The following is an 11,976-nucleotide window of genomic DNA, read 5'->3' as shown; positions in this document are numbered from 1 at the left end:
AAAAAAAACCGTCGCCCCCATTTTGTACTTCTGAGTTAGAACCAGCCGAACAGTATCGGCAGGTAGGTGACTCCGAAGAGGAATGCGAGAGCGATTCCGAACCACGGCAGCATGGCGGGTATCGCCTGCGCCATCGTGATCTTTCCGATCTTGCACGACACCAGCAGACACATTCCGACGGGAGGTGTCAGCAGGCCGATTCCGAGGTTGACGACCATGATCAGACCCAGGTGCACGGGGTCGATACCCACGGCGGTGGCGACGGGGAGCAGGATCGGCACGAACACGATGAGTGCCGCGTTGCCCTCCATAACGGTTCCGATGATGAGGATCAGGATGTTGATCAGCAGCAGAATCATCAGCGGGTTGTCGGTGATGTTCATGAGGAACGACGTGATGGCCTGCGGAATCTGGCCGGTGACCAGGGCCCAGGAGTACATCTGAGCACAGGCGATAACGAGCATGATGACGCCGACGAGGATGCCGGATTCGACCAGGGCGCGCACGAACTTCTTGGGTGTGAGCTCCTTGTGGATGAAGAATCCGACGACGATCGCAAGGAACACGGCGACGGCTCCACCCTCGGTCGCCGTGAACACGCCGATGCGGATTCCACCGATGATGACGACGGGGATGAGCAGCGACCAGATGGCGCGCACGAAGGCGCGACCAATCACCTTGAACGAGGCACGCTTCTCCTTGGGCTGCTTACTCACGACGGCCGCAATGTAGGCGGCGAGAAGCAGCACAACGATGAACGCGAGACCAATGAGCAGACCGTAGAAGAACAGGTCGGCGATCGACGCCTGGGCCAGCACGCCGTAGACGATGAGGTTAATGCTTGGCGGGATCGTGACGAACATCGCGCCGGCCGTTGCCATGACCGAGACGGCATACGGCGCCTTGTAGCCACGCGCGATCATCTGGGGGATCATCAGGCGGCCGACGCTTGAGGTGTCGGCGACCTGGGAGCCCGAGATGCCACCGAAGATGGCCGTCGTCACGATGGTGGTGTGAGCAAGACCGCCGCGCACACCTCCGACGATCGAATAGGCAAAGTCGATGAGTCGCTGCGTGATTCCGCTCGCGTTCATGAGGGTTCCCGCGAGTACATACAGCGGGATCGCCATGAGCGAGAAGTTGCGCAGACCAGAGATCATGCGCTGCGAGGCGACCTCAAGCGGGGCGTTGGAGAAAAACTCAAGGCCCACGATCGACGCAAGGCCGAGCGAGACACCGATGGGGGCGCCGATGATGAGTAGCGCGGCGAAGACGATGAGAAGTGCGTAACCCATGATCAGCGGTCCTTGTCGTTCGCGGCGGGGTCGGTGTTGTGAGCCGTCGGGCTCGGGAGACCGGCGGAGGGGGATCCCGGAATCGGGGAGTCAGCAGGAGCGGACTGGAGCTCCTCGTCAAGCTGTTCGATGAAGGTCGTGTCGGCGTCGGCGTTCATTACGGTGACCTTGCCGGAGAGCATGAGCACGAGGCGCTCGATCGTGAAAATGATGGAGAGTGCTGCACCGACGGGCACAGCAAGGTAGATCCACGACACCTTGGCCTGAATGCCGAGGCCACCGGCGATGCCGGCGAGGAGCTGACGATCTGCGGCGGGTGCGAGCTTCGCGGCGTAGTAGCCGATGATCGCGAAGGTGATGATCGTGATCGCGGCAATGCCGATCGCGACGATCTTGTTGACGCGCGGCGACAGGCGCTTCGAGAGGATATCGAGCGTGAGGTGCTCTCCGCGGCGAAGGCCGAGGGGGATGGCTAGCATCGAAACCCACACAAAGAGGCTTACGGCGAGTTCCTCGGACCAGACGGTCGACGCGTTGAAAACGTAGCGTGCAACGACCTGGATCATGAGGATCGCGACCATGGAGAAGAGGCCGCCGGCCACTAGCCAGCAGACGACTCGGTCGACGACGCCGAGTATGCCGCCCCCCAGTTCTTTATGGCCGGGAATCCAGCTCTCGTCCTTCATGGGATCTCCTTTGATGTCGTGTTTCCATGGAAGCCGGGCCATCGCTAGACGGCGGGGGTATCCGCTCATTCAACACAATTGGTCAACCAGTCAAGGTTTCAAATGCGCGCTTGACCCTAACTGATGCCAACACTTCCACCAAATCTGCCGAGAATTGGTTGACCAGTTGACGTCTGGATATGTAGTTGCAATACTGCAGGGATGCGGCCCGACGCGGGCGTGGGAGTCCACAGGGCACCCCGCGAATGTCGGCGTAGCTGCGGGCTACAGCTCGCGGTGCCCACTTGATGAGGAGAAACATGAACATCGACACCACTCGTGTCGCGATTGTCGGCGCCGGATACATGGGCGGCGGCATCGGCCAAACGTTGGCTCGCGGAGGAGCAACGGTTGTTCTCCTCGACCGCGACCCCGCCGCCGCAGAGGCAGGGCACCGCCGCGTCGTAGAGCAGGCAGCAGAGTTCGAAGAAAAGGGCTACTTCGACAAGGGCGATGCCGAGGCAATTGCGGCCCGTATCTCCTGGTCTGGCGACATTGCCGCCTCCGTCGCATCCGCCGACCTCATCTTCGAGGTCGTCTTCGAGGACCTCGAAGTCAAGAAGCCCGTGTTGCTCGAGATCGAAAAGCACGCCAGGCCCGACGCCATCATCGCCTCGAACACATCGGCGATTCCGATTGCTGCCATGGCGGAGGTGCTCTCGACCCCCGAGCGCTTCTTCGGCATCCACTTCTTCAACCCCGCCCAGCTGCTGCCTGGCGTCGAGGTCATCCCCGGCGAAAAGAGCGACCGTTCGCTGATCCCCGGCATCCTGGAGCTCCTCACGGCTGCGGGCAAAGAGCCTGCGGTCGTGCCAGACACCCCCGGCTTCGTGTGCAACCGCCTTCAGTTCGCCCTCTACAAGGAGGCCGTGAAGATGGTCGAGGAGGGCGCAGTTTCGCCCGAGCAGATCGACACCGTCGTGAAAGCATCCTTCGGCTTCCGTCTCGCGCTCTACGGGCCGTTCCAGGTCGGCGACATGGCCGGTCTCGATGTCTACGCGAGCTCCTACAAGTCGCTTGAGGCCGAGCTGGGCGAGCGTTACACGGTGCCGGACTCCCTTCGCGAGCGTGTCGAGAGCGGCGACTTCGGCATCAAGACCGGCGGTGGATACCTTGGCCTGAGCGAAGACGAGGCTGCCCGCCTCATCGCTGGCCGAGACAAGGCCTATGTTGCCCTCGGTGCACTGCGCCGGGAACTGGCAGCGGATAGCTAACCGCAGCACAACGATGTGATCCCAGGAGACGATGATGAATTCCGATAACGGTAACGGCGCCGCCGCAGGTGGCCTCGCTCCTCTGGCGATCCATCGGGAATCACTGTCGGCTCAGATCATCAAGGCCCTCACGGAGTACTTCTTTTCTGGCTCGGTGCAGGCGGGCAGCAAGCTGCCCTCCGAGCGGCAGCTTGCCGATTCCCTCGGCGTAAGTCGCGGGGCGGTGCGGGGTGCTATCCAGTCGCTGGGTCTGTTGGGTGTCGTAGACATTCGGCAGGGGGATGGCACCTACTTGCGCGCCGGCGGGTCAGATCTGTTGCCGCGGGTCATCGAGTGGGGCCTCTTCTTGGGCGAGCGCCGCGTGATGGATCTCGTTGAGGCCCGTCAGCAACTGGAGATCGTCGTTGCAGGCTTCGCCGCTCGTCGTCGCAGCGACGACGATGTGGCGAAGCTGCAGAGCCTGGTCGACGCGATGGACGAAGAAGCCAACCGGCCGGGGTTCATCGATTTCGACGTGGACTTTCACGCCGCGATCGCCGAAGCGGCAGGCAACATGGCGCTGCGCGACACGCTCGCGGGCATCACGTCGCTGATTCGTTTGTGGATGACGAGATCGATCGAGGCCGCGGGCGAGACAGAGAGTTCCAATGCCGAACACAAGGCGATTCTGAAGGCGATCATCGCCGGCGATTCGCGTGCCGCCCAGAGCGCAATGCGCAAACACATGAAGTTCGCCGAGCAGCGTTTGCGCCGCACTCTGGGCAACAACCCGAGCATGTCAACGACGAGGGATCGCCCGCCCGTCGCCAGCTAGACACATCCACCACCCGAGCGTCCTGGGCGCAGCCTTGCCCGAAACGCCCCATAGCTACGCAGTCACATTCACAACCCACGCCGGATTCCACCCCATCTTCCGGTATTGCACCCCCGGGGAAACACGAAAGGTACACAATGAAGTCATCCATGACTCGGCGTAACGGCCGCCGCGCATCCGCGCTGCTCGGCTCGGTCGTCATCGGAGCTCTGGCCCTCACCGGCTGCAGCGCCAGCACTGATGGAGAGGCATCCTCCGACGGCGGAATTGAGCCGATGACCCTGACCCTCGGCCACGCATACGCGGTCGACAGCCTGCAGCACCGCGCTGCCGAGCAGCTCGCTGAGAAGCTCGACAAGGCATCTGACGGCGCCATCACGCTTGAGGTTTACCCCTCGGCTCAGATGGGCAGCTGGGAAGAAATGCAGGAGGGCCTGGAGATCGGGTCTGTCGACATTGTCATTGAGAGCCTCGGTTCGCTCGAGCGCTACACCGACCTTGCCGCAATCGAAGGCCTCCCGTTCCTCTACGAGGACGCTGACCACTTCTTCGAGGTCTGGGACGGCGAAATGGCCGACGAGATCCTCGACGCAGTGCGTGAGGACTCCGGCTTCAAGCTCGTCGGCGACATGTACCGCGGTGGCCGTCAGCTCAACAGCGTTCGCGCCATCGAGAGCGTTTCTGACCTCAAGGGTCTGAAGCTTCGTGTTCCGAACCAGCAGACCTACATCTCCACGTGGAACGCACTCGGCGCAACCCCGACCCCGATGGCACTCAACGAGGTCTTCAGCGCAATGGAGCAGGGCGCCATCGAGGGCCAGGAAAACCCCATCGACGTCGTTCGCTTCAGCAGCTTCTATGAGGTTGCTCCGTTCGTGACCGAGACGAACCACCTGTTCGGCAACTTCCACTTCCAGCTGTGGGGCGACACGTTCGACGCATGGCCCGCCGAGGTTCAGGAAGTCTTCCTCACCGCAGTTGACGAGGTATCTGCTGACTACCGCGCCACCTCGATCTCTGAGGCTGACGCTAACAAGACGTTCCTCGAGGAGGCCGGTGTCGAGTTCTTCGAGATCGAGCTCGCCGAGTGGCGCAAGCCGGTAGCGGGCATGGTCGACGAGGCCAACCCGACCGTCAAGGAGTGGGCAGAGCGCATCCTCGCACTTCGCGAGTAGCACCCCCGATCGCGCTCACGCGCACTAGCCCGGCCGAGTCGCCCCCCCGACTCGGCCGGGCATCCCCATACCCCTAGAAAAACCAAGATTGTGAAGAGAACACCATGGCACCGTGGCTGGGCGTAATTGCTGACGACTACACCGGAGCGACCGACCTCGCAGGAATGCTCGTGCGATCGGGCACGAGCGCCGTGCAGTTCTTCGGAGTGCCAACGGACGACATGGTTGTTCCCGAGGCCGATTGCCTCGTCGTCGCGCTCAAATCGCGCAGCATCGATGCGGCGGATGCCGTCGAGCAGTCGCTCGAGGCGGCGCGCTGGCTGCGAGCCCAGGGCGTTGAGCAGCTCTTCTTCAAATACTGCTCCACCTTCGACTCGACGGCCGAGGGCAACATCGGCCCCGTTGCGGAGGCGCTCCACCGCGAAATCGGATCAGGAATCGCCGTGATCGCCCCCGCTGTGCCCGAAAACGGCCGCACGGTCTATCAGGGCCGCCTCTTCGTGGGTGACAAGCCTCTGGATGAGTCGCCGATGCGCAACCATCCCCTCAACCCGATGACCGATTCTGACCTCGGCCGGCTTTTTTCCGCCCAGAGCTCGTCGTCCACCGGTCTCGTGTCGCTCTCGACTGTGCGTTCCGGCTCGGAAGCCGTTCGGGAGCGTCTCGCAGCGCTTGAAGCCGATGGCATTTCGTTCGCCGTCGTCGACACCGTTGCCGATGAGGATCTCATCACGATCGGTGCCGCGATCGTCGACGCCAAGCTCGTCACGGGTGCCGCAGGAATGGCCGTTGGACTTGCCGCCGCCAGGGCTGCCGCCACCGGGCAATCTTCTGCCCCAGCCCCCGCGCTGCCCGTCGGCGCCGCTGCCGTCCTCTCGGGCAGCTGCTCAACGGCAACCCAGGGCCAGGTCGCCCTGTACAGCCAAGACCACCCGAGCTTTCTCATCGACCCGCTGCGTCTCGCGGCCGGAGACGACGTCGTGGGGGAGGCGCTCGCGTTCGCCCGCGAGAACCTCGACTCGGTTCCCCTCATCTACTCGTCGGCCGATCCCGCTCAGGTCGCCGCGGTGCAGGCAGAGCTGGGTGTTTCACGCTCGGCCGGTCTCATCGAGGACGCCTTCGCATCCATAGCCCGCGGCTTGGTCGAGAGTGGCGTTCGCCGCCTCATTGTCGCCGGCGGCGAGACCTCCGGTGCCGTAGTCGTTGGCCTTGGCACGAGCGCGATCCAGATTGGCGAAGAGGTTGACCCCGGGGTTCCCTGGACCATCTCCGTCGATGAGCCCCAGATCGGCCTCCTGCTCAAGTCCGGCAATTTCGGGGCACCCGATATCTTCACGAAGGCGTTGGAAGGGCGATGAGCGAATCAGCCGAGCTCCGCGCCGCCCTCGTCGAGACGGCAGCACGGCTGGACGCTGCCGGATACTCGCCGGGGACATCCGGAAACATCAGCGTTCGCCACGGGGACACGATCATCGTCTCGCCGACCGGCGCACGGCTGGGCGCTCTTGATCCGGATGCGCTGAGCATCGTCGATCTCGACGGCCGCCACCTCGAAGGCCCCAAGCCGACGAAAGAGTCGCTGTTTCACGCCGCGGTCTACCGTGCCCGCCCCGAAGACCGCGCTGTCGTTCACTTGCACTCGCCTTATGCGAGCGCGCTGTCGTGCCTTGACGGGCTCGACCCCGAGAACGCGCTGCCCGCCTACACCCCGTACTTCGTCATGCGGGTGGGCGACCTGCCCGTCGTCCCCTACTTTCCCCCGGGGGATGAGGGGCTCGCCGCCGCGATCGGCACTGTTGCGCAGGCGCACCGTTCGATGATGCTGTCGAATCATGGCTCGCTGGTCTCAGGACTCTCGCTCGACGCCGCCGCTTCTGCCGCGGAGGAGATCGAAGAGACCGCCAGGCTTCACTTCGTAATCGGCGACCGTGCGGCCAAGCTGCTGTCGGCTGATCAGGTGGCGGAGCTTCGCCGCCGCTACCCCTGAGGACCCCATGCAATTCACGTCCATCAACACGTCGATCATCGTGGGAGATCTTCCCCTCGATGAGCAGCTAGCTCTCGCCGCATCCCACGGATTCACCGAGGTCGAGCTGTGGTGGCCTTTCGAGACTGCGAACCCGACCGACGATCAGGTCAGCGCATTCCTTCGCACGGTAGAGGCCTCCGGTCTCGCCCTCATCGGCTTGAACCTCTATGAGGGTGGGATGGCCGAAGGTAACCGTGGCATCGCGTGCTGGCCGGGGTTCGAGCAAGAGATGCGGGATACGGTCGCCGTAGCCAAGCGCATTGGGCTGGCGACCGGGTGTCGCATGTTCAACGTGCTCAACGGAACGATTCTGCCCGATGTGGATCGCGCAGAGCAGGATGCCCTGGCCGCCGCCAACACGGCCTACGCGGCACAGGAGCTGGGCTCGATCGGTGGCACGGTCACGATCGAGCAGCTCTCCCACATTCCCGGCTACGGCCTTCGGACTGCTGCCGACGTGCTCGGGGCAATCGAGCGCGCCGTCGCGGTCAACGGCGCCGACAACATCCGCATGCAGGTCGACCTCTTTCATATGTACAACGTCGGCGACGACGTTCCCGCATTCTTCGACGAAAACTGGGGAGTGATCGGCCACGTTCAGGTCGCCGACGAGCCGGGCCGGGGCGGACCAGGCACGGGCAGCAGGCCCGTCATCGAGCACCTGGAACGACTCCGTGCCAACGGCTACACGGGCCGCTTTACCCTGGAGTACTCGTGGGCTGGCCCCGACGGCGATCCGTTCGGATGGATGCGCTAGCACCAGACATGAACGCGAAGGGCGGCGACCACGGGTGTGGTCGCCGCCCTTCTCATTGCGGGAGCGTTAGGACGCCGCTAGCGCACTAGGACGCCGTCAATGTATCGACGTAGTCCTGGTTGGCGGTCATCCACTCGGCCACGACGGGGCCATAGTCGCTGCCGTCGTATTCATTGAACATGGCGTTCTCGAGCGAGAACAGCAGCTCGGAATCCATAGTGAATGCCGAGATCCAGGTAGCGACCTCGGCGAAGTCGGATTCGAATCCGGCACGCGAGTAGCTGTAGAGGCTCTCGGTGCCTCCGAGCATTCCGTCGGGGTCTTCGAGATCCTTGATGGGGAAGGCGTCGTAGGCCCAGTGCGGGCGCCACAGGGTTACGGCAATGTTCTCGTTGTTGTCGAGCGCCGCGGTCAGCTCGGTGAGCATTGCGGGAGTCGACGAGGTGATGAAGTTGAGCTTCTCGAGGCCGTAACCCGGGATAACCGAGTCTTCCATCGCGCCAGTGAGCCCTGCGCCCGGCTCGATGCCCACGATGCGGTTGTCGAAGAGATCGGCGTTCGCCGCTAGCTCGGCGAGCGAGTCGATGGGGGCATCCTCGTTGACGGCAACCGTAAGCGTGGCGTCGTCATTCCAGGCACCGAGTTCGACGATGTCATCGCCGTACTCCTTGATGTATTCGGCGTGGGTGCCGGGCAGCCATACGTCTAGCGTGAGGTCGTAGTCGGCGCTGGAGAGGCCGTTGAACACGGGGGCTGCGTCGGCGTATTCGAGGGTCACGTCGTAACCCTCGTTCTCGAGAACTGCCTTCCACAGCTCCGATACGGCGATGCCTTCATCCCAGCCGTTGAACACGGCGATGGTGAGTTGCTTGCCGTCGTCGGCAGAGCCGGTATCGGCGGTGCATCCGGTGAGCGCGAGGCCCGCGACCACCACGGTAGCGGCGGCCTTGGTGAGGGGGTTCCTCAGGTGATTTTTCATGCTGTCTTCCTTTCTGGGGCGCGCGCTAATGCGCGGCCGGGGTTGACGAAATACGACGTATGGGCACGGGGGCGGATACGGGCATCGCCCGAATCACGCGGTTAGGCGCGCAGCGCCTGGGGAGGAGCCGGCGCGACGCTCGTGCGGTCGCGGCTCTGGCGCGAGCCCCAACGGCCGATCAGCCGGGAGAACAGCCCGCGGCCCGTGCCGAATGCGGCAGTGAGCCGATCGAGGATGATCGCGATAATGACGACGGAGACGCCCGCCTCAACGCCGAGCCCGACGTCGATGCGGTTGAGGCTCGCGACAATCTCGCCGCCCAGCCCGCCGGCGCCGACCATGCCGGCAATCACGACCATCGAAAGCGACAGCATGATCACCTGGTTCAGGCCGGCCATGATCGTGGGCAGTGCGAGTGGCAGCTCGATCTGGCGCAGGATGCGGGCAGGAGACGCGCCGAAGGCTTGCCCTGCCTCGACGACCTCTCGGTCGACGCCGCGGATACCCAGTTCGGTCAGGCGAACTCCGGGCGCCATGGCGAAGATGATCGTCGCCACAATTCCCGGAACAACGCCGACGCGAAACAGCAGGAGAGCGGGGATCAGGTACACGAACGCCGGGGTCGTCTGCATGAAGTCGAGCACAGGGCGCAGAATCGATGAGAACACCGACGACTTGGCAGCGCCTATGCCGAGCGGCACGCTGATGATGATCGCTATGACGGATGCCACCAAGACCAGGGCGAGCGAATCCATGGCGTTGTCCCACTGATCGACACCCACGATGACGAGCAGCGCGAGCGAGGTTCCGACCGCGAAGATCCAGCCGCGAGCCATAAGGCCCAACAGAGCGGCGAGCACGATGATCACCCAGAACGGCGGCGACGACAACACAAGGTCGACTCCGTCGTAGAGAGCGAGAAAGATTGCGCGCAGCACCCCGAAGAACCCAGAGAGGTTTTCGGTTGTGAAGCTGACGGCGGATTCCATCCAGTCGCCGAGGGGAATTCTCAGGTCGCCCATCATGCACCGACCTTTGCTGCCGTGGCGCGCAGGGTGTCGCTGATGACGCTGGTCGGCACTGTGGGTGGCGGCTCAACGATCGGCAGCTCGCCCGTTGTGGTGGGGGTGACGTTTCCCAGGGCAGCCAGGAGCGTGACGCGGGGCACGACTCCCATCAGGCGCCCGTCGGAATCGACGACGGCGATGGGGAGAGGGCTTTCGAGCGATGCCTCGACAATGTCGGTGAGCAGAGCATCCGGAGAAACGGTGGTAACTGACCTGTCGATAACCCCCAGCAGGTCGGGGTCGCGGCGCCGCACCTGGGCGAGCACCTCGTGGTCGCGGACCGCTCCTTCGAGCTTGCGAGATTTGCCCACCACCAACAGGGCAGAAGTTTGCATATCTCGCATGGTGCGCAGGGCGGCGCGGGGGCCCGCCGAGACAGCGGCGACGGCACGGGCGGGTTCCATGACGCTGCTGGCGGTCAGCACCCGAGAGCGATCGACGTCCTGCACAAACTGGGCGACGTAGTCGTTTGCCGGGTCGGTGAGGATGTCCTCCGGGGTGCCGATCTGCACGATGCGGCCGTCGCGCATTACGGCGATGCGATCGCCGAGAAACATGGCCTCATTGAGGTCGTGGGTGATGAAGATGATGGTTTTTCCGAGCACAGCCTGCAGTTCAACGAGCTGTTCCTGCATCTCGCGTCGGATGAGCGGGTCGAGGGCGCTGAACGCCTCATCCATGAGCAGCACATCGGTGTCGGCGGTGAGAGCCCTGGCAATGCCGACGCGCTGTTTCATGCCACCTGAGAGTTCTGAGGGCAGCGAATCCTCCCACCCACCGAGACCAACCAGGTGGATGGTCTTGCGAGCGAGTTCGAGACGCTTGGCCTTGCGCACGCCCTGAATTTCGAGGCCGTAGGCCACGTTGTCAAGAACGGTTCGGTGGGGGAGCAGGGCGAAGTGCTGGAAGACCATCGACACGCTGCTGCGGCGGACGGTGCGCAGAGCTTTGCCTGAGATTCCTGTCGTGGGCAGACCATTGATGGTCACTGACCCGGAAGTCACATCGAGTAGCCCGTTGAGCATGCGAATGAGGGTCGACTTGCCGGAGCCACTGAGGCCCATGACAACAAAGATCTCGCCCTGCTTCACCTCGAATGAGGCATCGATTACCGCTGCTGTTCCGAACGAGCTCACGTCGGCACGAGATGCACCGTTTTTTAGCTGTGAAACGGCCTCGCTGGATTTCTTTCCGAACACCTTATAAAGGTGGTCGGCCTTGACTGCAATGCTTTCGGTCACGTTGTCCTGGCGACGACCACAGGTCACCGCGTGGCGGCGACAGGTTCGTGCTTCGGTTACGGTCCGGGTCTCTGGTGCAACCCTGCATCGGGGCTGTAATAACAAGATGCAGCGAGGGAGCCTCGCCGCGGGGCGGGCCCGCCACCAGATGACCATACGCTCGCGGTCGGTCTCATCCGGGGATGCAACCGGCCACGTCCGCGGCCTAGATGTTGGGTCAGTCCGATGCTGCTGAAGGGTCAGAGCAAAGCGAACCGTTAAACACCATAGCCACAGACGGGGAGTTCGCCGAGTTGAGCAAGTATCGCCTTATGTGGGGCATCGAGCGCTCAGACGCCGGGTTTGCGGCGATCTGCGAGCGATACGGCGGGGTGCCGATCGTTGCCATTACGTTATATCGCGACGGATCGGACCCATCGAGGCCACATCGACGGGGCATCGAATGGTGGTTAGTCGAACTCGGCGGGGTTCGGTACCCTAACCATTCCCTCTTGAGCCACCGTGGCGACCAGCATGCCATCGCGGGTGTAAACACGACCGGAAGAGAGGCCTCGCCCGCCGATGGCGTTGGGGGATTGCTGCACGTAGAGAAGCCATTCGTCGACACGAGCAAAACGGTGGAACCACATGGCGTGGTCGAGGCTTGCGACCTTGAGACCGGGGGTGATCCAGGCAACTCC

The 11,976-nt window shown here is 63.4% G+C and carries 12 protein-coding genes; 6 read left to right on the top strand and 6 right to left on the bottom strand.

Going from position 1 to position 11,976, the window contains the following annotated elements:
• Positions 1-35: 35 nt before the first annotated feature.
• Together AC062T_RS12840 and AC062T_RS12835 are read right to left on the bottom strand one after the other, a co-directional pair.
• On the bottom strand, positions 36-1,295 hold the full coding sequence (locus tag AC062T_RS12840) for a TRAP transporter large permease (protein WP_108516974.1): 1,260 nt from the start codon (positions 1,293-1,295) through the stop codon (positions 36-38).
• A gap of 2 nt (positions 1,296-1,297) precedes the next feature.
• Positions 1,298-1,981, bottom strand: a complete 684-nt coding sequence (locus AC062T_RS12835) for a TRAP transporter small permease (protein ID WP_476030615.1) — start codon at positions 1,979-1,981, stop codon at positions 1,298-1,300.
• Positions 1,982-2,280: 299 nt separating this feature from the next.
• On the opposite strand from AC062T_RS12835, the gene AC062T_RS12830 reads away from it, so the two are divergent.
• From AC062T_RS12830 to AC062T_RS12805, 6 genes are all read left to right on the top strand, one after another.
• A complete protein-coding gene (locus tag AC062T_RS12830; protein WP_476030613.1) occupies positions 2,281-3,234 on the top strand; it encodes a 3-hydroxyacyl-CoA dehydrogenase family protein in 954 nt (317 codons plus the stop codon).
• Positions 3,235-3,268: 34 nt separating this feature from the next.
• On the top strand, positions 3,269-4,048 hold the full coding sequence (locus tag AC062T_RS12825; RefSeq protein WP_476030611.1) for a FadR/GntR family transcriptional regulator: 780 nt from the start codon (positions 3,269-3,271) through the stop codon (positions 4,046-4,048).
• Between the two features lie 149 nt (positions 4,049-4,197).
• Entirely contained in the window at positions 4,198-5,223 is a 1,026-nt protein-coding gene (locus AC062T_RS12820) for a TRAP transporter substrate-binding protein (RefSeq protein WP_476030609.1), read from the top strand.
• A gap of 104 nt (positions 5,224-5,327) precedes the next feature.
• Positions 5,328-6,581 (top strand): 3-oxo-tetronate kinase, encoded by a 1,254-nt coding sequence (gene otnK / locus AC062T_RS12815; protein ID WP_476030607.1) that lies wholly within the window; start codon positions 5,328-5,330, stop codon positions 6,579-6,581.
• A complete protein-coding gene (locus AC062T_RS12810; protein WP_476030605.1) occupies positions 6,578-7,210 on the top strand; it encodes a class II aldolase/adducin family protein in 633 nt (210 codons plus the stop codon). The genes otnK and AC062T_RS12810 overlap by 4 nt, the downstream gene beginning before the upstream one ends.
• A 7-nt stretch (positions 7,211-7,217) precedes the next feature.
• On the top strand, positions 7,218-8,009 hold the full coding sequence (locus AC062T_RS12805; RefSeq protein WP_476030603.1) for a TIM barrel protein: 792 nt from the start codon (positions 7,218-7,220) through the stop codon (positions 8,007-8,009).
• 85 nt (positions 8,010-8,094) lie between these two features.
• On the opposite strand, the gene AC062T_RS12800 is transcribed toward AC062T_RS12805, so the two are convergent.
• The 4 genes from AC062T_RS12800 to AC062T_RS12785 form a co-directional block, all read right to left on the bottom strand.
• Complete coding sequence (locus tag AC062T_RS12800) at positions 8,095-8,988, bottom strand: glycine betaine ABC transporter substrate-binding protein (protein WP_476030601.1); 894 nt, start codon at positions 8,986-8,988, stop codon at positions 8,095-8,097.
• A gap of 101 nt (positions 8,989-9,089) precedes the next feature.
• Entirely contained in the window at positions 9,090-10,010 is a 921-nt protein-coding gene (locus AC062T_RS12795; protein WP_476030617.1) for an ABC transporter permease, read from the bottom strand.
• Entirely contained in the window at positions 10,010-11,296 is a 1,287-nt protein-coding gene (locus tag AC062T_RS12790; RefSeq protein ID WP_476030599.1) for a quaternary amine ABC transporter ATP-binding protein, read from the bottom strand. Before AC062T_RS12790 ends, AC062T_RS12795 begins: the two co-directional genes overlap by 1 nt.
• Before the next feature lie 449 nt (positions 11,297-11,745).
• Positions 11,746-11,976 (bottom strand): acyl-CoA thioesterase (locus tag AC062T_RS12785; RefSeq protein WP_476030597.1); only part of this gene is annotated, 231 nt, incomplete at its 5' end.

Source organism: Homoserinimonas sp., assembly GCF_056262345.1.
Note: the sequence above shows the minus strand (reverse complement) of the source record. Positions and strands in the feature narration are given on the sequence as shown.